This window comes from Thalassovita gelatinovora (assembly GCF_001458355.1).
Taxonomy (GTDB): Bacteria; Pseudomonadota; Alphaproteobacteria; order Rhodobacterales; family Rhodobacteraceae; genus Thalassobius; species Thalassobius gelatinovorus.
In genome coordinates, this window is sequence record NZ_CYSA01000026.1 from 399,617 (window position 1) to 420,552 (window position 20,936).

Below are 20,936 nucleotides of genomic sequence, written 5' to 3' on the forward strand. Positions count from 1 at the left end.
CCGGCATGCCCACCGCGAATGGTCTTCGTCTGCGCGTGACGATGGCCTTGGTGGTGATCATTGCCGTGACCGTGGCGGCGTTTTCGGTGGTGACGTTCCGCACCTTCGACGAGGCGATCGTGCCGGAGCTTCGGCAGCGAACAAAGATACTCGGGACGATGCTTCGGGACGATTTGCAGCGCACGCTCGAACTGGGAATTCCAATCGAAGCGGTTGCCGGTTTCGGTGAAAAGGCCGCTGAAATCGTCGATGATTTCCCAGAGGTGCAGCGGGTTCGGATCGTGTCGTCTACTGGTGCGGTCCTTGTCGATATAAATCACGAAGAGGCAAATGCGCCTTTGAAAACCGATCCGGGCTTGCAGGTATGGAGCCATGATTTCCCGGTGCTTGTCGGCAATAAGATCGCAGCAGAAATCGAACTGACCGGCAACCCGCGCCTGATCGAAACACGCCTGCTGCGGGCCTTGATGGATATTGCCGTGATCGCATTTGCGATCATTCTGCTTGGGGTCGAAATGATCCTTGCTCTCGCGGCGCGCACTATCTGGCTGCCGCGTGAAACGGTCACCCGATTGCTGGAGGATCAGCGCCATGGCCGTTTTGACCGCGTGATCGAGGTGCCGCCCAACGGTCCATTGGCGCAGATGGCAGAGCGATTGAACGACCGCGCGATACATCTTGCGCAAAACGGCACCGCGCCGACGCGACTTCAGGTATCGTTGCCGGTGAGCGCGCGCCTGCCGGTGTTCCTGCTTGCGCTTGGCACCGAGACGACGGCTTCGTTTTTGCCGATCCTGGCCGGAAGCGTCGAACGCCCGGAGGCAATCACCGCACCCGTTGCCGCTGCGTTGCCCCTGGTCTTCTATCTTCTGAGCGCAGCGATTTTGGGACCGATTGCAGGACGTTTGGGGCGCAGGATCGGTCCGAAGCGAGCGTTTTCCTGGTCGGTCCTTCCGATCCTGGTGGGGCTTGTGGTGATGGCCTTTTCCGCGAACCTGCTGGGGATTGCGCTTGGCCGGATGGCCGTTGGTGGCGGCTACACCCTGGCTGTTTCTGCCTGTTCAGCCTTCATGCTACGCGCCGGAGGGCGCACGATTGCGACCCAGATGCAGGCGTCTCTCAACACGGCGCTGTTCGGCGGGGTTCTGGCCGGGTCGGTTATCGGGGGCATCGCCGCCTTTGAAGCGGGGTACGTGGTCGCGATCCTGCTTGGGGCCGGGGCGGTTCTGGCGGCTTATCCGGTGGCGCGCTGGGGCCTGTCCGGTCCGGCCGGACAGGTGCGCAAGCTTCAGCCTGTCGCGATAGACGATACCGCAAACCGCCGGGCGTTCGTGATGTTCGTCGCGTTTCTGGCAGTACCGGCAAGCGCAAGCACCGCGATGGTGATCTGGTATCTCGTGCCGCTGGTCCTGACGGCAGAGGGGTTCGACGCGGCCATGATCGCCCGGATCGTGATGCTGTATTATCTCGCTGCAATATTGATTGCTCCGCTTGCCAGCCATGTCTGCGCGGCGGCAAGGATCAGTGACCGGCTTGCCGCGATGGGCGGCGCGGGAGTGGCCGCGGGCACCCTGATCGGTGCCGGTGCCGACACACTGTCTCCGATCGCTATGGTCGCTTTGCTGGGCGTGGGACACGCGGTGCTGCGGGCACCGCTTTACGCTCTGGTGGTGCGGGCCATCGGACAGCACACGGAATGGATCGACCATTTTCGCGTGGCTGAAAGACTTGGCGCGGTCGCGGCCTTCGCCACGGCAACGCTGTTTTTGGGGCGGGACAATCCTGCGGCCATCTATGCCGTTCTGGGAACACTATCATTGGCAGGGCTTGTCCTTATCGTCATACTTACCCCTACCACGACCAAACAAAGGGTATCACGAACATGAGAACCCCGAGATTGCTTCCCCTGATCCTGCCCCTTTTCATGGCGGTGTCCTGTCCTGCCCAAGCAAGTGAACAGACCGTTTTCTTCGCCACATGGCGCGGCTGCGAAGAAGCCTGTCAGGGGGCTAAAGACGCCCTTGCCAGCGCCGCGCCAGATGTCGAAATCCTGCAATTTGATGCCGGGGGCGACCGGAGCCGCTTGCAGGGGGTGGTCGAGGAAGCCCGGTCAAGGGATGTGGACCTGATTATTTCATGGGGCACCAGCGTCACCCTTGCAACCGCAGGAACGCTTGCCGATCTGGCAGACCCGTCCTTCAATCACGATATCCCGCAGGTTTTCATGATCGTTGCCGATCCGGTCGGGTCCGGGATTATTGAAAGCCTTGATGCGACGGGACGCGACAACCTTACCGGCACATATAACCGTGTGCCGGAACGCGTGACCGTTGAAACGCTCAGGCGGGTTTTGCCGAAAATGGACACATTGGGGCTGCTTTATAATCCGAACGAAAAGAATTCGGCGCTCAAACGGGATGAACTGGCAGACCTGCTGCCCCGGTTGGGGGTGACTTTGATCGACCGCGCCTTCGCGCTGACCGACGACGGGACGCCGACCGTCGAGGATATCGGCGATCAGATCAGACGGATCAAAGAGGCGGGTGCCGACGCGATATATGTCGGCAGTTCGTCTTTTCTTCGATCCAATGCCGCAATTTTCGGGGCGGCAGCCAAGAGCGCGAAGCTTCCGGTGATCAGCCCATATGAGGAGATGGTGCAAAACGGCCATGCGCTTATTTCGGTCGCCGCGCGGTATTACGATGTAGGGCAGCTCGCCGGGCAACGGGCCGCGGCCATTCTGGTCGACGGTGCCCGCCCGGGATCGCTACCGGTTGCGAAAATGGAAAATTTTGCGCTGACAATCAATCTGAGTTTCGCGCGCGAAATCGACGTTTGGCCCCCAGTTGACCTGCTCGACTTTGCCGATGTGGTCAAATGAAAATGGCCGTTTGCAAGCACGCAGGTCGCCTTGACAAAATAACCTGATTTTTTCGGTATGGACGGTTTTGGGAAATATTGCAGCGGCTTGAAACCCTGCAAATCCGGGCTTGGTTGAATGCCGTATAGATCGACAATTTGCCGTTATTTTTTTACCGAATGAACACGAAGGGCGCGCGTTACCGAGGGGAATTTTCGGTATCTGACGAAGCGCATTCAGACGAACCAGACAGAAGCCGTGATCCAGCAATTTGGCCCGCCCAGACCAAATCGAACGCCTTGGCAAGTGGAACGCTTTCGTCATTTTCCCAAAGATGAATCGCCCGTGACATACAGCCGACCGCGTTGTCGGCAAGCGCCCCGGTGATGTGCGGGTCGTTCGCACGGTCGCACAGGCAAGCTACCAGTTCATCGCGTTCCGCGATAAGGATGCGATCAAGCACACCGCTTGCTTTGTCATTCGAGTGAACGACCTTGCGCACCATGCGAAGGGTTGCTTCATCTTCGGCCAGTACCGCCATATGTCTGTCAAGAAACCGCTTCAGATCGACAGCGAGCGATGAAGTCCCCTCGCGCAGCGCCGCCTTGTCTGCTTCTTGGAACCCGGGCGGCACCCCGATGGCGGCCGCTTCCTTGTTGGGAAAATAGTTGAAAAAGGTGCGTGTGCTGATCCCTGCCGCCGCTGCGATCGCTTCGGTCGTTGTGTTTTCTAATCCCTGGGCGAGCGCCAAATTCAAAGTGGTTTTTTGGATATCGCGCGCAGTTTGCTGTCGCCGTCGCGTTCGTAACGGAAGTGTCATCGAATAAACTTTGCATACTGTGCAGTGTTTGCGTATTGAGCAGAATATAGGTGGGATAGTCAAGGGGCTTGAAGGCGATGAAATCCGGCGTTTGGACGATTATTGGTGCCGTTGCTGCGTTTGCTGCATTCGCGTGTTCAGCGAACGCCCAAGGCGCACCTACGGGGCCGATTGAAGTAGGTGTCATTGAAACCATGATGCAGGATGTGCCGCGGGTCGTGACCTTGCCGGGGCGTGCCGTCGCGTTTCAAGAAGTGGAAGTACGGCCCCGCGTGGGGGGCGTGATCGAAGAGATCCTTTACACCCCGGGCCAGTCGCTTGCCGTTGGTGACCCGTTGTTCCGGATCGACGATTCGTCCTACCTCGCGGCTGTCGCTTCGGCGCGGGCGAATATGGCGACCGCGCAAGCCAATCTGCCGGTGGCGCAATCAGCGTCTGATCGTGCCGAAGAACTGTCTGGCCGTGGCTATACCGAAGCCGAAGTGGAATCCGCGCGGGCCAGTCTGGCTGAGGCCAAGGCGACAGTGGAATCCGTGAAGGCCGCGTTAGAATATGCGCAGACCGAACTGTCCTGGACGACAGTGACAAGCCCGATTTCGGGGCGCGCCGATGTTGCGACGGTTTCGGTCGGCGATCTGGTAACTGCCGGGCAGAGTGATGAGTTGACCACCATCGTTCGGGCGGACCCGATCTATGTCGACATGATGGAAACCAGCGCCCGAATTCTGTCCAACCGCAAGGGTATCGACGAAGGCACCCTGACCCGGAACGACAACATTCAGGCGACCTTGCTTTTGGAAAACGGAGATGTGTATCGCGGCACCGGGCAGCTGGTGACGCCGGGGACCAGCGTATCGACAACCACCGGAACTGTGACTGTCCGGTTCCAGTTCGACAATCCCAATCACATCGTCATTCCCGGCATGTTCCTGCGCGGCGAGATCATGATCGGCACCATGCGGGCCTATCTTGTACCGCAACGCGCTGCCACGCGCGGAAATTCCGGTCAGCTTACCGCATTCGTCGTTGGCGAAGACGGCACCGCGCAATCGGTGACCCTGACGGATGATGGCAGCTATCAGAATTCCTGGATCGTGCGGGAAGGGCTGAATGACGGCGACAAGCTGATCATCGACGGGCTGTCGTCCCTCAGGGCCGGGCAAGCGGTTATCCCGGTGGCCGCGACGATCGACGAAAACGGTATCGCTCGCGACGCCACCACCAGCAGCGCAGAGAACTGAGCCATGGCATCGTTCTTCATTCACCGCCCCGTTTTCGCTTGGGTTCTTGCTATTGCTGTCATGCTGACCGGCGCGTTCAGCGTGATGAACCTTCCTATTTCACAGTATCCGGACATTGCACCGACAACGGTTCGGATCAGCGCGTCCTATACCGGGGCGTCTGCCGAAACCGTCGAAAATTCAGTCACTGCGGTCATTGAGGATGGTCTGACCGGGTTGGACGGGATGACCTATATGACGTCATCCTCAACGGAAGGCGCCGCCAGCGTATCGCTGATTTTCGATGACACGATTGACCCCGATATGGCGCAGGTCCAGGTGCAGAACAAGCTTCAGCTTGTGGAATCGCAGCTTCCCGACAGTGTCACCACTGCCGGTGTATCTGTCACCCGCTCGACCACCTCCATTCTGATGGTCGGAGCCTTGGTCAGCGAAGACGGCAGCTATTCTTCTTTGCAGCTCGGCGACATTTTGAGCAGCACCATTCTGGATCCGGTGCAGCGCACGGATGGTGTTGGATCGGTCAACATCTTTGGCACGGAATATGCGATGCGCATCTGGCTGAACCCGGAGCGCCTGTTCCAGTATCAGTTGACCCCGAACGACGTGACCTCGGCGGTGACCCAGCAGAATACCAATGTCACGGTTGGCAGTCTGGGCGATCAACCCGTCACCAAGGGGCAGCAGTTTACCGTTTCCTTGTCCGCGCAGTCCCAGCTTGAGTCGGTTGTGGATTTCCAGAACATCCTGCTGAAAACGAACACCGATGGGTCGGCGGTTTATCTTGCCGACGTGGCGACGGTCGAACTGGCAGAAGAAGACTATGGCAGCTTCAGCCGCTTTAATAGTCATCCGGCAGCGGGTTTTGGCGTCAATCTGTCCACTGGGGCCAACGCGGTGGACACTGCCGAAGCGGTGCGCGAGGTGATCAGCGACCTGTCGTCGGCCCTGCCCGCTGGCGTGGCGGTCGAATACCCCTATGACACATCGCCCTTCGTCGAAGAGTCGATCGAGCAGGTCTATCACACGCTGATCGAAGCCGTGGTTTTGGTGTTTCTGGTCATTCTGCTGTTCCTGCAAAGCTGGCGGGCGACGATCATTCCAACCATTGCCGTGCCGGTGGTCTTGCTGGGGACGTTTGGGGTGCTGTCAGCCTTTGGGATGTCGATCAACACCCTGTCGATGTTTGCGCTGGTGCTGGCCATTGGTCTGCTGGTGGATGACGCCATCGTGGTGGTCGAGAATGTCGAGCGCGTGATGGAAGAAGAAGGGCTTGATGCGGTGGCCGCGACCGAAAAAAGCATGGGGGAGATATCTACCGCGCTGATCGGGATCGTCATGGTCCTGTCGGCAGTGTTTCTGCCCATGGCGTTCATGTCCGGGTCGACCGGGGTGATTTACAAACAATTTTCGGTCACGATCATTTCGGCCATGGTACTGTCGCTGTTCGTGGCGCTGATCCTGACCCCGGCCATGTGTGCGCAGCTTCTCAAGCAGACCCACGACAAGCAACCCATCGCACCGCTGCGGTGGTTCAATACCGGGCTGGACCGTTTGACCGCAGGCTATGGCGGCATGATCGGACGGCTGGCCCTGCGCCCCTTGCGTATGGTGCTGGTGTTGGGTCTTGTCGGTGCCGGGGCCTGGTGGGTCTATGACCGTTTGCCGACATCGTTCCTGCCGACCGAAGATCAGGGCATGTTGATGGCGATCGTCGAATTGCCGCAAGGATCGACCGTGCAGCAGACCGAACATATGGTGTCGGTGATCGAGGATCATTTCCTGACCAACGAAGCCGATATGGTCGAGACCGTCTTTGCCACCGTCGGGTTCAGTTTTGGCGGAACCGGCCAGAACAACGCGATGATGTTCATCCGGTTGAAAGATTACGATGATCGACCCGGCCAGGATACCGCCGATTTGATGAACCGGGTAAACCGCACGTTCTTTCAGTCCCGACTGGGCAGCGTGTTCGTTCTGCAACCGCCTGCGATCCCGGGGTTGGGGACGTCATCGGGCTTTACGATGTATCTTGTCGATCAGTCCGGGGCGGGACAGGAAGCGTTGAGCGCCGCGGCCGATCAGTTGGTGGCGCGCGGCAATGAGGATGGTCGGGTGACAAACCTGCGTGGCAATGACGATGCCACCGAACCGGCGTTGAAATTGCAGATCGATCAGCAGAAAGCCGAAGCCCTTGGGGTATCCGTTTCGGATGTGAATTCGATGCTTTCCACTGTTTTTTCAGGATCGTATGTCAACGATTTTCCGCTTGGCAATGATCTGCGCGGGGTGATCGTGCAAGGCGGCGCGACGTGGCGGATGCAGCCAGAGGACGTTGATCAATGGTATGCACGCAATTCCGGTTCAGAAATGGTCCCGCTGTCAGCCTTTATCACACGGGAATGGGAAACGATTACGCCTAAGCTCGCCCGATATGGCGGAACCCGTGCGCTGGAGATTTCCGGCGCAGCCGCAGCGGGCCTGAGTTCCGGGGACGCAATGACAGCGATGGAGGAACTGACAGCCGGTCTTGACGGGTCCTTTGCGCCCGCCTGGACCGGGTTGAGTTATCAAGAAAGGCTGTCGGGCAATCAGGAAAGCATTCTTTACACCTTGTCGGCGCTGGTGGTCTTTCTCTGTCTAGCTGCCTTGTACGAAAGCTGGACCGTTCCCTTCGCGGTGATGCTGTCGGTTCCGGTCGGTATCCTGGGGGCGCTGACGGCGACCTGGTATTTCGGCCAGTCTAATGACGTGTATTTCAAGGTCGGATTGTTGACCACGATCGGTCTGGCCGCAAGAAACGCGATCTTGATCGTCGAATTCGCTGAATCCCAGCGTTCGGGTGGCATGGCCCTGTTGCAGGCGACGGTGTCGGCGGCGCAGCAACGGCTGCGTCCGATCCTGATGACCTCGCTGGCCTTTGGCTTCGGCGTCTTGCCGTTGGCCTTGGCCTCCGGAGCGGGTGCGAATGCACAAAAATCCATCGGCACCGGGATGTTGGGCGGGATCATCTTTTCTGCGGTGATCGGGATCGTTATGGTCCCGGTGTTCTATGTCGCCGTCATCAAAGCCACGGGATTTTTCCGTGCCCGTGTGGAGACTACCCAGTGAAACCCCAATTCCTTTTGATCGGCCTGCTTGTCGCCGGTTGTGCCGTCGGCCCTGACTACCAGCGTCCCGAAATCGCGATGCAGACCCGCTTTGTCGGCGGCAATGCAGAGGCCGTTGGAGCCCTCGCTTCTGAAACCTGGTGGCAGAGCTATAACGATAGGATGCTCAGTCAGTTGGTAACGCGCGGGCTGGCGCAGAACCTTGATGTGATGTCGGCCACCGAAGCGATCCGGCAGGCGCAGGCCGAATTGCGGGCAACCGGCGTCAACGCGGCGCTGGACGGGGGCCTGTCGGGTTCGGTCAACCGATCCGGCGGAGACGGGTTAAGCCCCACCACGACCCATTCCGCCGAATTGGGGGCGTCTTTTGTCGTCGATCTGTTCGGTGGTATCCGACGGGCGCGCGAAGGGGCCGCAGCGTCGCTGACTGCGGCGCGTGCCGATGCCGAAACCACCCGGCTTGCCTGGTTGGCGGAACTGCTCTCATCTTATGCCGATGCGCGCTATTATCAGGAAGTGTTGGCGCTGACGCGTGACACCATCAATGCGCGGAAAGAAACCGTCGAAATTACCCGCAGCCAGTATGAAGCCGGCGCGGCGACGGAATACGAAGTCGCCGAGGCGCAGGCTTTGCTGTCCACGGCGCGCGCCGCTTTGCCCCAATATGCGGCGCTGTTTGACGCGAATGTTTATGCCATCGCAACATTGCTGAACGAACCGGCCGGCCCGATCATGACCCAGATGCAAAAAGGCGCGGCGCAGTTGCCCACGCCGCGCGGGCCAAAAAGCGGCGTTCCGGCGGATCTGTTGCGCAATCGCCCCGATCTGCGCAGCGCAGAAGCCGACCTGGCGGCTGCCGTGGCCAATGTTGGTGTTGCCGAAGCCGCGCTTTACCCGTCGCTGTCGCTGTCCGGCACGGTTGGGCGCACCGATGGTGTGGACGCCTGGAGCTTCGGACCGCAACTGTCGTTCCCGGTGTTCAACCAAGCGCAACTCAGAGCGAGCCGTGACGCCCAAGTGTCGGTTGCGAAACAGTCCGAAATCGCTTGGCGGGCCTCCGTCCTGGGGGCCGTGGAGGATGTGCAGGTGGCGCAGTCCAACCTGGCACGGTATCGTCAGCGCGCGGCACTGTTGCGAACTGCGGCGAACGATTATGAACATGCGTTGACCCTCGCCCAGGAAAATTATCGAAATGGCGCGATCACGCTGCTGGCGCTGCTTGAAACCGACAGGAACGCAGCCTCGGCACGGATCGCAGCGGCCTCTGCTGTCAATGATGCGGCACAAGCCTGGGCCACATTGAAGATCGCCACGGGCGCCGGAGCGGCGGTGACACGATAATAAAATTCAGACCAAGAAAGGGCCCTTCTTACTGGAATTTTCGGGTCTGCGCGACCTCACAAAACGGCCCGCAGACTATCTGAAAATCAGGGAAAGTCATAGGTGTCAGAAAACGGTTGGGGTTCCCCCACATTCCGCTTCTGGCGGCGAACCACTTACTGGGATCGATTGGGAAAGACATGCCCCCCGATCAGCAGGAACAAAGAGGCGCCTAGATTACGCCAGATCCTGTTCAGAAGTTGGGGAGGAACTCAATCCGTCTCGTCCCGGTTCGTCTAAATCGCTGGAAAACAATGCGATCTTGTTCCCTTGCCCTGAAGTGGTCATTCATCGAGAGTGCCATATGCGGCTGGCTGGAACGTCAGTCAACGGCTGAATGCCATCATTATTTCATCTCAAATAACGACTGATCCCAACCCGAAACTTAAGTCGCAGATCGCAGGCGGAGAGCAAGAGCCTACAAGGGAAGGGATAATTGGATTGGTTTGAACCGCAGTTCCTTTTTCGTCGTCAACCCCGACGATGCGGCCTGCGCTTTTAGCACGACCATCGCTGCAGCGCGGGCGTCTTCGCCTGCGTCGTGATGGTGGAAGTCGAGGTTCAACACCTGTTTCAAGTTGGCCAAACCATGGCCGCCGTTGCCCTTTAGCTCAGGCCACGCCGCCCGCGCGATTGTCACGCTGTCGTGCCACGTCAGGCGTGGACGTTGCAGACCATGCGCTTTGCATGCAGCGTTGATTGCGTGTTCATCAAACCTGCTGTGCTGCACCATCGGATGACGGGTCAACAACGGCAGCATGTCGGGCCAAACCTGCGCAAAGTTCCCCGCGTTGCGCACGGTATCAGGACCGATCCCGTGCAGATCGATATTGAACGGCGCAAAGGGCATCTGCGGATCAACATATGTAGACCATGTGTGAATGCTATTGTCATACCCGACACAGGCGATCCCGATTTGGCAGATGCTTGCACTGTCACCACATGCGGTTTCGACATCCAGCGCGATGAACTGGAATTCCCCATCTGGCAGGGGCGACCTCATCGTGGCGCACCACGCAACTGGGATTTCAAAACCCTGATGAGCATGTCAGACGCCGCGCGTAATTCAGCGACATCCTCGGTCAGTCGTGAATAGGACCAGATGCCCTGCACCGAAATCATGGTGTAGCGCGCAAGTTCGCCAATCTCGGCCGGTGTCAGCAGCCCGTGATCATCGCTTTCATGGGTCAGCACCTTGTGAAAGCCGGCTGTCAGACGATCGCAATGGGCGCGCAGCTTTTGGCGGGTTTCCACGGCATCTTCGGGAATTTGAGTAAGCGTGTTCCCGACAAGGCACCCCACGCCAAAACCACCCGATTTCTCAAACCGTGTCAGAAGGTTGTTCAGGTAGGTCTCGATGCTGTCGATATCTGCCCCCTCGGCCTCCACCGGCGCAAAGGCAGGAGTCACCACGGTCTCTTGATATCTGTCGAGACAGGCATGGAACAGATCTTCTTTGCCGTTGAAGTCGCTATAGATTCCTGCACGGCTGACACCAGTCTCGCGCACCAGATCCCCCATGGAAACAACATGATAGCCGATCTTCCAAAAGGCTTTCAGGGCACTGTCCAACAGGTTCTCACGGGAGTGGGATTTTGGTCGGGGCATTTTCTGGCCTTGTTTTAGAATGATCGTTCTTTTACATCTACCCCGACTCAACTACAAGCCCAAGGTGCCTGACATGACTACGTCCTTCCGCGATAAAAAGAAATTTGCCACCGTTCACGGCAAGCAGATGGCCTATATCGAGGAAGGCACCGGCGATCCGATTGTCTTCCTGCACGGCAACCCCACTTCCTCTTTCCTGTGGCGCAACGTGATGCCGCATCTGGCGGGCAAAGGTCGGCTGATCGCGCCTGACCTGATCGGTATGGGCGACAGTGACAAGCTCGATAACCCGGGGCCTGACAGCTATACCCCCGGGGCCTGACAGCTATACCTATGTGGAACAGCGCAGGTATCTGTTCGCACTGCTTGAACAGCTGGGTGTGACGGAAAACGTAACGCTGGTGATCCACGACTGGGGCTCCGGCCTTGGCTTCCACTGGGCGCATACGCACGCCGACGCCGTCAAAGGCATTGCGTTTATGGAGGCCATCATCGCCCCCGTTCCCAGCATGGACAGCTTTCCCGAAAAAAGCCGCGCGGTTTTTGAAGGACTTCGTTCGCCTGCGGGTGACGAGATGGTTTTGCAGAACAACATGTTTGTGGAAAACATCCTGCCCGCCTCGATCCTGCGCGATCTGAGCGAAGAAGAAATGAACGAATACCGCCGCCCCTTTGCCAATGCCGGTGAGGATCGTCGTCCGACCCTGACATGGCCGCGCCAGATCCCGATTGGCGGGGAGCCGGCAGATGTGGTTGAAATCGTCGGGGCTTATTCGCAATGGCTGACGCAGACACCCATCCCCAAGCTGTTCGTCAATGCTGACCCCGGTGTGATGGTTGCAGGTGCCGTGCGGGACTACGTCCGCAGCTGGCCCAATCTAACCGAGGTGACTGTGCCGGGCCTGCACTTCATGCAAGAAGACTCGCCCGATGAAATCGGCACGGCGGTGCATGACTGGCACGCAGGTCTGTAATCAGAGAGGGCACACCCATGGCCACCAAAATCTCGGCATTCGAGCCGGTTCCAAACATGCCGGGGCTGTTCACGGCCACCAAGAATAACCTGCGCTGCACGGCCATCGTCTTGCCGCGCGGGGAAGTCTGCCTGTTCAGCCCGGTTTCCGGTTTGAGCGAGGCCGCCAAAGCCAGCCTCGCCGAAATTGGCAAGGTTGCCTTCCTCTTTGCACCGAATGGCTATCACAACGGAGGCTTGGTTGAGTATGCGGCGGCATACCCCGATGCCGCCTTGGTCGCGCCGCCGGTCATACACGAACGGCTTCAGGGCCGTACCGGACTGACATTTGAGGGGCTGGAAGCGCTGCGGGCTGAACTGCCTGAGGGGATCGTCTGAAGTCTCCAGCAGGGCTGAAAAACGGAGAGACATGGCTGCTCGCGAAAACCGCCACGTGCTGCCTTTGGCATGTTGTCGACGCTTTTGGTGCACAGAAAAATAGTGAGGGGAAGGTTGGGAACAAGATTCGCGCAAACAAGGTCTTTCCCAGCTTTGGAATCAAAGACCGGGCAGAATATCTTGCCGACCTGAAAATGCTGGTCGCGTCTGACCCGCCAGACATGTTGCTACCCTGTCACGGAGCCATCACCTTCGCGTCTGATTTGCCAAATCAAATGCGGGAAATTTACTCCGAGCTGAAATACACATAGGATTTGGATACGTGCTTGATAACCGCGCAAAGCCCTAAGGCAGAACTAAGAACTCAGAACGCCCTCCTACTGCGTGCATTTACGAGGATTGTAGCGTCTGGCCGTTATCCGGTTTTCACCCAAGCGCGCGTGATCGCGCCGCGGCCGCATTCACCGCGTTCTCCACGGCTATCTGCAGGGCGTCGTTTTCGGCAAAGGTATCCAATGCGGCTGCTGTAGTACCCCCTTTTGAGCTCACGCTTTCTCGCAGTACAGATGGAGTTCTGTTTTCTTTCAGCAACTCTGCCGCCCGATCAGCGTGTCAATCGCCAGATCAAGAGAGAATTGACCGCCCAAGCCACCTTTTCGCCAGCGCCTCGACAAATGCAAAGAAATAGGCGGGGTCATTGCCTGAAACGGCTGTGGTTAGGTGTATCTCCTCCTCGGCGTCGATCCACCGAACCGGACCTGATCCTGAAAACAGCATCTCAAAATCACCCTTGCGGGCCGGGTTGGTGTCGAAGGCAACGTTGACAGATCGGCCCACAGCAGCTGCCTGTAAGATGCGGCTCCTTGTGAGACTTCCCGTCTGTTTTCTCTGAGGGATTCATAAGGTGTCTTTCCATTGTGCGCGCCATGCGAACTATGGAAGTTGTAAAAGCGCTCCCAATCGTCCAGTTTCGCTTTGATATCGAGATCACCTTTGTCGCTAAACAGCAGGAAGCCTAGAAGCTGCCCGACGGGGCCAGCTTTGACGCCCTGCACAAACGGCGGCATGAAGCGGGCAATGGCGAACGCATCGACAATGCCCTGCATGTCATCGAAGAGGCCAATGGCGACAAGCTGCGTGACGTGTTTCAGGACATCAGCTTCAACTCCAACAAGCTCGGCAACGAAGAACTTACCTCCGACATCCTGCGGCGCCTGTCGGAGGTAAGTTCTTCGTATCAGCAGTTCCAGCGAATTCCCACGCCTTTTAAATACGATTCAATTTCAATTGGTTAGGGTGTACATGAGGCCCCATAAGGTCCCCAGATACTCTAAAACTGTTTGTGGATACGGAGGGTGATAAAATTCGAGACTTTCAAACAGGCTGACAGCGGCAGAGATGAAGATCCTACCTTCAGGGAAGGACGTTCCGACCCTACATTCAGCCAAATTGGGCAATGTGCCCGTTGATGAGATCGACCAGCATGATCGTGATCTTCTTTGCCGTTGAATACTGCTTGCGCGTGGCACAAGGGATGTCTTTGACAACCTTCTCGCCATGGCTCCGCTCGGCCCCGGATCAGTCAAGCGCCTTGAGCAGCGCTGCCACCAGCTTTTGCGGCCGATAGTTCAGGTCTGACGGTGTCAGCCCCATCCGCACCACCACCAGATCGGCCGAAGGGATCACCGCAACGGTTTGCCCGTCATGGCCTTCCAGCCAATAGGTATCGGCAGGCAGCCCATAGGCCTGATCGTCACCGGCCTTTTGATCGGGGGCCGGTCCGGCCAACCATGTCATCCCCTGTCCGTAAACCGCATCGGCTTGCGAGGGCGCGTGCATCATGGCCGCGAACCCTTCGGGCAGGATCTGGCGCCCGTTCCATGTGCCATCCTGCAACAGGAATTGCCCGAAACGCGCCCAGTCGCGTGCGGTCGCGTAAAGGTAAGAGCCGCCCACGAAGGTGCCTGCCGCATCGGTTTCAAAAACCGCGCTGCCCATCCCCAGGGGCGCGAACAGCGCCTTGCGCGGCCAGTCAAGCGCGGCCTGGCGATCGCCAATCGCGTTTTGCCAGATCCGCGACAGGATCATCGCCGTGCCGGTGGAATAGTTGAAGATCGTGCCCGGCTGATGATCGAGCGTTTGCGAGGCTGCGAACCCTGCCATGTCGGATTGCAGATAGAGCATCCGCGTCACATCCGAGACATCGCCGTAATCCTCGTTGAAATGCAGCCCGCTTGACATCGACAACAGCTGCGCCACGGTGATCGCGGCGCGCCCGTCATTGTCCCATTGCGTCAGCAGCCGGTCTTGATCCAGGCGCAGCTTGCCCGCCTTGATCACGGTCCCCGCAAGAGCGGCTGTCACCGTCTTGCTCATCGACCAGCCCAGCAGCGGCATCTGCGGGTCGAACCCCGCGCCATAGCTTTCCGCCACGATCCGGCCGTGATGGACAACGACGGTCGCGCGCATTCCCGGTCCGGCCAGAGCCGGGTCCGCGATGATCTGCGCCAGATCGCCATGTTGTCTCAGGTCCACCGCCGTGCCCTCGGGCCAAAGGGCTTGCGAGGTCCCCGGACCGGGCGCGGCAGGCGCTGCCTGATCACCGGCCTGTGCCAGATCGCCATCGGGCAACGCCGCGCAGCCAAGTCCCGGCCTGTGTTCGGAGGTCATCGGCGCGATCACCCAAAGAAAGGCCGACCGCACCCGTCCGGTCGCGCTGTCGTTGTTCACCTTGAAGGCGCGCAGCACCGGATTGCCCGGGGCCTGCACATCGGTTTCGAGAACCTCATTCGGGTCGCGACCCTGCAAATAGGTCGCGGAACAGACGATCTTGGAACTGTATCCGGCCCCCACCCGCAGCAAGGTGGGCGGCACCAGATAGAGGTAGAGCACTGCCCCAAATATCCCTGTGATGACTAGGGCCAGCAGCCCAACCAATATTTTGCGCAAGTTCCACATGCTCGACCTCCCCAGCTTTTGCGTCAGTCTTGTCAAAGCGGACAGCACGCGCAAAGACATTCTTGCCCAATTAACGTCAGGTCATCGGCGCGACGAAACGCGCCGGATCATGTCTGAGGGCATTGTTGCGCAAACCCTCTCTAGGGGAATTCTGCCCATCATCGGGTTTATGTAACAAAGCATGTTCACACATGTGCAGAGTGTGCGCTGTCCCGTTTGCATTTACCCCTTTGGGGGTAGATCGCACCCCCTTCTCTGGGGGTATTCCCAAGACGGTGTTCCCGGCCTTACTTTGAAACCCGACACCGCCAACAGAGAATGCCGGGACAAACCATGATTGACGTCAGACATGTGACTAAAAAATTCGGCGAAGGTGCCACTGCGGTGATGGCGCTGGAGGATGTTTCGCTGATCATTCCGGAAGGAAGCTTTTTCACCCTGCTGGGGCCGTCGGGATGCGGCAAGACGACTTTGCTCAGACTGATCGCCGGGTTCGAACTGCCCAGTGAGGGTGAAATTCGGCTGGACGGGGATTCGATCGGTCATTTGCCGCCGCATAAACGGCCGGTGAACACGGTGTTTCAGAACTACGCCCTGTTTCCGCATATGAGCGTGGCGCGCAACATTGGCTTCGGGCTGGAAATGCTAAAGCGGCCAAAGACGGAAATCGCCGCTACGATCGAAGAAATGCTTGATCTGGTCCAACTGGGGGCCTTTGCCGCGCGCCGGGTGGATCAGCTTTCGGGCGGGCAGCAGCAGCGCGTGGCCTTGGCCCGTGCCTTGGCGCCACGGCCAAAGGTGTTGTTGCTGGATGAACCGCTATCGGCGCTGGATCTGAAGCTGCGCAAGGGCATGCAAAGTGAACTCAAGCGGTTGCAGGCCGAAACCGGTATCACCTTCGTTTTCGTGACCCATGACCAAAGCGAAGCCTTGGCGATGTCCGACCAGATCGCGGTGATGTCGGCAGGCGCGGTGCAGCAGGTTGGCACCCCCGAAGACATCTATACCGCACCGCAAAGCCGGTTCGTCGCCGATTTCATCGGTGATACCAATATCGTGACCGGTGAATTGCTGGGATATGATGGCCCGATGGCCCAGATCCGATTTGGTGAGGGGCGCTCACTGAGCGTCAAAACCGCCAGCGCCACGCTGGTGCCGGGCCCCGTCCATGTCGCGCTGCGGCCCGAAACCATCACGATTTGCGATGCTGCGTCAGACGCTGCGCTGCTGATAGGGACCGTGCGCGACGCCACCTATTTCGGGGCCGGGTCGCAGATGTCGATCCGCCTCGAAGACGGGACCGAAATTCAGGCGCAGGTCGACCGGCCAAGCCCTGCGGGCACCTTGGTCGGGCTGAATTGCGATAGCGCGATGTTGCAGGTTCTGGCAGACTGATGGCGGATATTGTGCAACAGCCCGCGACAGGATCGCAAAACCTGCAACAGGCGGTGCAGGCCCGCGCTAAGGCCAAGCGCCGCGTCCGGCTGTTTTTGCTGCTTCCGGCTCTGGGGATCATCGGGATATTCGGGCTGGCCCCATTGTCGATTGCCTTGATCTATTCGTTTTTGGAACCGGGCACTTATGGCGGTGTTGAATGGTCCTTTTCGACCGATGCTTATGTCCAGTTCCTGTTCGAACGGGATATCTTCGACGATACGCTGGGGTTCAACAGCGCCTATTTGCAGATTTTCGGGCGATCCTTCGGGTTGGCAATCCTGACGATGTGCGGCACCTTGATGTTGGGATTTCCGGTGGCCTATTTCATTGCCGCCCGCCCGCCCGAACAGCGCAACGCTTGGCTTTTCGCGATCACGTTGCCGTTCTGGACCAACCTGCTGATCCGCACCTATTCGATGCTTCTGATCGTGCGCGACGAAGGCTTTATCAACCTCGCCCTGATGAAACTCGGCGTGATCGGCGCACCGATGCAGATGCTCTATACCGACGGTGCCGTTCTGGCCGGGCTGGTCTATAGCTATCTGCCCTTCATGATCCTGCCGATCTATGCATCGCTGGAAAAATTCGACTTTGCTCTGCTTGAGGCCGGGCACGATCTTTATGCTTCGCGGATACAGGTGTTCCGCCACATCATCATCCCGATCAGCCGCCCGGGTATCGTGGCCGGCTGTGCTTTGGTGCTGATCCCCGCGCTGGGCGCTTATATCACGCCCGAACTTCTGGGCGGCGGTAAGAAACTGATGATCGGAAACCTGATTGCGATGCAGTTCGGGTCGGGGCGTAACTGGCCGTTTGGGTCCGCTGCGGCGCTGATCCTGATGGCGGTGGTGCTGATCGCGCTGCTGCTGTCGCTGCGTGCCGGTGCTGAAAAGGAAAATCGTCATGGCTGAGCCCCTCCGCCACAAACCGACATTCCTGCGCCGTGCCACAGGCACCCGGGAATTGCGCCGCCAACCCTTGTTCACGGGCCTGTCATGGGTCGTTTTGCTGCTGCTTTACGCGCCGATCGTGATCCTGATCGTGTTTTCGTTCAACGATAACCGTTCGGTGGTGCGCTGGACCGAATTCAGCCTGCGCTGGTACGCTGCGGCGCTCGATAACGGGGATATCCGGCACGCGGCGGTGATCTCGATCCAAGTGGCGGCGACCGCGACGGTGATTTCGACGATGATCGCAACCATGGCCGCACTGGCGACGACGCGCGGTGGCGGGTTTTTCGGCCGGTCGGCCGCGATTGCCCTGATCAATCAACCGCTGATGATCCCCGAAATCGTTACCGCGATCGCCACGCTGGCGTTCTTTTCAATGTTGCGGCAGTTGACCGGACTGTCCGGGCTGGGCTGGTTGATCCTGGCGCATACGGTGTTTTGCATTCCGTTTGCCTTCATGCCGGTCCGTGCCCGTCTTGCCGACATGTCCGAAACCTTCGAAACTGCTGCCGCCGATCTCTATGCGACGCCCTGGCAGGCATTCCGACATGTGACGCTTCCCTTGCTGATGCCGGGGATTCTGGCCGGGGCGATGCTGGCTTTCGTGGTGTCGCTGGACGACGTGATCATCACGCTGCTGGTCGCAGGGCCGGGCGAGACGACTTTGCCGATTTACATTCTCGGCCAGATCCGGCGCGGCGTCACACCAGAGGTCAACGCGGTCTCGACCGTCCTGATCGTGCTGACGGTCGCAATGGTGGCGATGACCTTCCTGCTTCAACGCAACCGCAAATAACCAGAAGCCCGTGCGACACGGGCCAATCCCAACCAACGAGAGGACCTGAAATGAACTCGAAACTATTCAAGGCGGCGGTCACATCCGTCATCGCCCTAACCGCTGTGCAGGCGCAGGCCGAAGGCAAGTTGAACATCTATAACTGGGGCAACTACACCAACCCCGAGATGATCAAGAAATTCGAAGCGCAATACGACATAGACGTCACGCTGGATGGCTATGACAGCAATGAAACCATGCTGGCCAAGGTCAAGGAAGGCGGCACCGGTTACGACATCGTGGTGCCCGGCGATTACATGGTCGCCATCATGGTGGAAGAGGGGCTTCTGGCCGAAATCAACGCTTCGGAAATGGACAATTTCAAAAACCTCGACCCGAACTGGATCGATGTCTATTGGGATCCGGGCCGCAAATATTCGGTGCCGTATCAGTGGGGAACCACCAGCTTCACCGTGGATGCGGACGTTTATGGCGGCGACATCAACACGCTTGAAATCGTGTTCAACCCGCCGGCCGAACTGAAAGGCCGCATCAACATGCTCAACGACATGAACGATGTGATCAATGCTGGTCTGCGCTATCTGGATTATCCGCGCTGCAATTCGAACCCGGAACAGATGAAGCAACTTCTCGACCTGTTGCTGAAGGCCAAGGACGACTGGCGCACGATGGATTATGCGGTGATCGAAAAACTGACCTCGAAAGATGTCGATCTGTCGCAAAGCTGGAACGGTGCCGCGATGCGCGCGCGCAATGATCGCCCGACCCTGAAATACGCCTATCCCAAAGAAGGTTTCACCGGCTGGATGGACAATGTAGCGGTGCTGGCCGATGCGCCCAACATGGAAAACGCGAAACTGTTCGTGAACTTCATGATGGACCCGGAAAACGCGGCCCTGACGTCCAATTTTGCGCGCTATGCCAACGGTGTTCTGGGATCGGACAAATTCATGGATGCCGAAATGCTGGATGCCCCGGAAATCGTGATGCCTGCGGATGCACCGGCCCCCGATTTTGTCAAACCCTGCGATCAGGACGTGGTTGAGCTTTACAACAAGGTTTGGACCCGCCTGAAGCAATAATCCAGCCCGACAATGACGTGGTGGCCCCTGCGGCCACCACTGCAACGATTTTTGACTGTGGTCCACCCCCGGTGGACCACCACGGGGGAGCCTGCCCAATGCAGCGGACATCAAACAGCCTGAAGCCCAAAACGGCGCGGGAAATCGGCATCATGCAGGGCTTTCCGCCGCCGCCGGAAAAACGGCCGACGCTGGAAAACTGGGATCTGGCCCCGTTCAATCGCTGGTCCTTCCAAAACATGCGCAGCCTGTTTCCGACCGTGGATGTGCGGGCCGGGGGTGGCCCCGTTCGGGGATTTGAACAGGTTTCTCAGGATCTGTCTGGAATTCGGTTCACCACCTATGACGGGCGGTCCCTGCCGATCAGCGACTGGATCTGGGAAAGTTACACCGACGGTTTGCTCGTTCTCAAAGGTGACGCGATCGTCACAGAATTTTATGGCAACGATTTTCACCCCGAAGCCGCACATCTGGGGCAATCGGTTTCAAAATCGGTTATCGGGGCCTTGGCTGGTATCCTGCATGGCGAGGGCCTGTTGGATCTGGCCGCCCCGTTAGAACACATCATTCCCGAACTGACCGGCACCGGTTATGCGACATGCACGGTAGATCAGGCGCTGGACATGCTGTCGGGCGCACGTTTCAGCGAAGATTACGGGCTGGCAGGCAGCGACATGACCCGGGTCGACGTGGCCTCTGGCTGGCGCCCGGTCCGCGACGGGGAAATCAAACCTACGATCCGCGACGTGATCCTGACCTTGCCGCAGGAACGTGCGCACGGGCTCAGCTTTTCTTATCGGTCGATCGAAACGGATGTGATTGCCTGGGCTTTGGAACGCGTGGGCGGTGCCGATCTTGCCACTTTGCTGTCCGACAGGATCTGGCGGCATATCGGATGCGAACATGACGGTTTTTTTACGGTGGATGATGCCGGCACCGCTTTGGCCGATGGCGGTTTCAATGCGACGCTGCGCGATTACGCCCGGTTTGCAAAGATGATGCTGGACGGCGGCCGGGTGGGCGATCGGCAGATCGTGCCCGGCGCTTGGATCGACGGGATTTGCGGTGGTGCCGACGCGTCGAAATTCGGCACCCCTTACGACCTGCTATCCCCCGAAGGCGCCTATCGGCGGTTCTGGTGGGTTCATAACCCGAAACGAGGCGTCTTCATGGCGCGCGGCGTGTTCGGGCAGATGATTTTCATCGACCGCAGCGCCGACACCGTGATCGTCAAACTGTCAAGCTGGCCCGACTACCTGATCCCTTCATTCGGTCAGGATGCGGTCCGCGCCTGCGAAGCCATTGTCGAATGCCTGTAGCCCGGCCGGTTTCAGGCCGGGCAA

At 58.7% G+C, this 20,936-nt stretch carries 18 protein-coding genes and 1 pseudogene; 13 read left to right on the top strand and 6 right to left on the bottom strand.

Going from position 1 to position 20,936, the window contains the following annotated elements; all coding sequences use genetic code 11:
- Positions 1 to 5 precede the first annotated feature (5 nt).
- Together TG4357_RS15855 and TG4357_RS15860 are read left to right on the top strand one after the other, a co-directional pair.
- Complete coding sequence (locus TG4357_RS15855; protein ID WP_058263861.1) at positions 6 to 1,886, top strand: MFS transporter; 1,881 nt, start codon at positions 6 to 8, stop codon at positions 1,884 to 1,886.
- Positions 1,883 to 2,881 carry an ABC transporter substrate-binding protein gene (locus TG4357_RS15860; RefSeq protein ID WP_074646699.1) on the top strand — a complete coding sequence of 333 codons (999 nt, stop codon included), beginning with the start codon at positions 1,883 to 1,885 and terminating at the stop codon, positions 2,879 to 2,881. Before TG4357_RS15855 ends, TG4357_RS15860 begins: the two co-directional genes overlap by 4 nt.
- A 178-nt stretch (positions 2,882 to 3,059) precedes the next feature.
- Here the strand turns inward: TG4357_RS15860 and TG4357_RS15865 are convergent, their stop codons facing one another.
- A complete protein-coding gene (locus TG4357_RS15865; RefSeq protein ID WP_158509087.1) occupies positions 3,060 to 3,617 on the bottom strand; it encodes a TetR family transcriptional regulator in 558 nt (185 codons plus the stop codon).
- A 257-nt stretch (positions 3,618 to 3,874) separates the two neighbouring features.
- Here TG4357_RS15865 and TG4357_RS15870 point away from each other — a divergent pair, with 257 nt between their 5' ends.
- Genes TG4357_RS15870 through TG4357_RS15880 form a run of 3 tightly spaced genes read left to right on the top strand, consistent with a single transcriptional unit; the run spans position 3,875 to position 9,372 of the window.
- Entirely contained in the window at positions 3,875 to 4,921 is a 1,047-nt protein-coding gene (locus TG4357_RS15870; RefSeq protein ID WP_233487527.1) for an efflux RND transporter periplasmic adaptor subunit, read from the top strand.
- Between the two features lie 3 nt (positions 4,922 to 4,924).
- Positions 4,925 to 8,032, top strand: a complete 3,108-nt coding sequence (locus TG4357_RS15875) for an efflux RND transporter permease subunit (protein ID WP_058263865.1) — start codon at positions 4,925 to 4,927, stop codon at positions 8,030 to 8,032.
- Positions 8,029 to 9,372, top strand: coding sequence for an efflux transporter outer membrane subunit (locus TG4357_RS15880; RefSeq protein ID WP_058263866.1), 1,344 nt, complete (start codon positions 8,029 to 8,031; stop codon positions 9,370 to 9,372). Before TG4357_RS15875 ends, TG4357_RS15880 begins: the two co-directional genes overlap by 4 nt.
- A 457-nt stretch (positions 9,373 to 9,829) precedes the next feature.
- On the opposite strand, the gene TG4357_RS15885 is transcribed toward TG4357_RS15880, so the two are convergent.
- Positions 9,830 to 10,414 carry a 3'-5' exonuclease gene (locus TG4357_RS15885; protein WP_058263867.1) on the bottom strand — a complete coding sequence of 195 codons (585 nt, stop codon included), beginning with the start codon at positions 10,412 to 10,414 and terminating at the stop codon, positions 9,830 to 9,832.
- Entirely contained in the window at positions 10,411 to 10,983 is a 573-nt protein-coding gene (locus tag TG4357_RS15890; RefSeq protein ID WP_233487529.1) for a TetR/AcrR family transcriptional regulator, read from the bottom strand. Before TG4357_RS15890 ends, TG4357_RS15885 begins: the two co-directional genes overlap by 4 nt.
- A gap of 109 nt (positions 10,984 to 11,092) precedes the next feature.
- Between TG4357_RS15890 and TG4357_RS19935 the strand changes: the two genes are divergently transcribed.
- Genes TG4357_RS19935 through TG4357_RS15900 form a run of 3 tightly spaced genes read left to right on the top strand, consistent with a single transcriptional unit; the run spans position 11,093 to position 12,370 of the window.
- The gene (locus tag TG4357_RS19935; protein WP_254771583.1) at positions 11,093 to 11,341 is read left to right on the top strand and encodes an alpha/beta fold hydrolase; all 249 of its coding nucleotides are present in this window, start codon (positions 11,093 to 11,095) and stop codon (positions 11,339 to 11,341) included.
- Between the two features lie 13 nt (positions 11,342 to 11,354).
- On the top strand, positions 11,355 to 11,993 hold the full coding sequence (locus TG4357_RS15895; RefSeq protein ID WP_254771582.1) for a haloalkane dehalogenase: 639 nt from the start codon (positions 11,355 to 11,357) through the stop codon (positions 11,991 to 11,993).
- A gap of 17 nt (positions 11,994 to 12,010) precedes the next feature.
- Positions 12,011 to 12,370 (top strand): hypothetical protein, encoded by a 360-nt coding sequence (locus tag TG4357_RS15900; protein ID WP_058263869.1) that lies wholly within the window; start codon positions 12,011 to 12,013, stop codon positions 12,368 to 12,370.
- Positions 12,371 to 12,796: 426 nt separating this feature from the next.
- Here TG4357_RS15900 and TG4357_RS20085 read toward each other — a convergent pair whose 3' ends face one another.
- From TG4357_RS20085 to TG4357_RS15910, 3 genes and pseudogenes are all read right to left on the bottom strand, one after another.
- Positions 12,797 to 12,961, bottom strand: coding sequence for a pyrroline-5-carboxylate reductase dimerization domain-containing protein (locus TG4357_RS20085; protein ID WP_082644163.1), 165 nt, complete (start codon positions 12,959 to 12,961; stop codon positions 12,797 to 12,799).
- Positions 12,962 to 13,254: 293 nt separating this feature from the next.
- Positions 13,255 to 13,383 (bottom strand): annotated as a pseudogene (locus tag TG4357_RS20170) (IS481 family transposase); the annotation flags it as partial.
- Positions 13,384 to 13,948: 565 nt separating this feature from the next.
- Positions 13,949 to 15,328, bottom strand: coding sequence for a serine hydrolase domain-containing protein (locus tag TG4357_RS15910; protein WP_058263871.1), 1,380 nt, complete (start codon positions 15,326 to 15,328; stop codon positions 13,949 to 13,951).
- 318 nt (positions 15,329 to 15,646) lie between these two features.
- On the opposite strand from TG4357_RS15910, the gene TG4357_RS15915 reads away from it, so the two are divergent.
- The 5 genes from TG4357_RS15915 (at position 15,647) to TG4357_RS15935 (ending at position 20,912) form a co-directional block, all read left to right on the top strand.
- Positions 15,647 to 16,723: an ABC transporter ATP-binding protein gene (locus TG4357_RS15915; RefSeq protein WP_425329300.1), complete on the top strand. Its 1,077-nt coding sequence runs from the start codon at positions 15,647 to 15,649 to the stop codon at positions 16,721 to 16,723.
- Positions 16,723 to 17,676: an ABC transporter permease gene (locus TG4357_RS15920; protein WP_082644164.1), complete on the top strand. Its 954-nt coding sequence runs from the start codon at positions 16,723 to 16,725 to the stop codon at positions 17,674 to 17,676. The genes TG4357_RS15915 and TG4357_RS15920 overlap by 1 nt, the downstream gene beginning before the upstream one ends.
- Complete coding sequence (locus TG4357_RS15925; RefSeq protein WP_058263872.1) at positions 17,669 to 18,511, top strand: ABC transporter permease; 843 nt, start codon at positions 17,669 to 17,671, stop codon at positions 18,509 to 18,511. Before TG4357_RS15920 ends, TG4357_RS15925 begins: the two co-directional genes overlap by 8 nt.
- A 50-nt stretch (positions 18,512 to 18,561) precedes the next feature.
- Positions 18,562 to 19,593, top strand: coding sequence for an extracellular solute-binding protein (locus TG4357_RS15930; RefSeq protein WP_058263873.1), 1,032 nt, complete (start codon positions 18,562 to 18,564; stop codon positions 19,591 to 19,593).
- Between the two features lie 98 nt (positions 19,594 to 19,691).
- Positions 19,692 to 20,912, top strand: a complete 1,221-nt coding sequence (locus tag TG4357_RS15935; RefSeq protein ID WP_058263874.1) for a serine hydrolase domain-containing protein — start codon at positions 19,692 to 19,694, stop codon at positions 20,910 to 20,912.
- Positions 20,913 to 20,936: the final 24 nt, after the last annotated feature.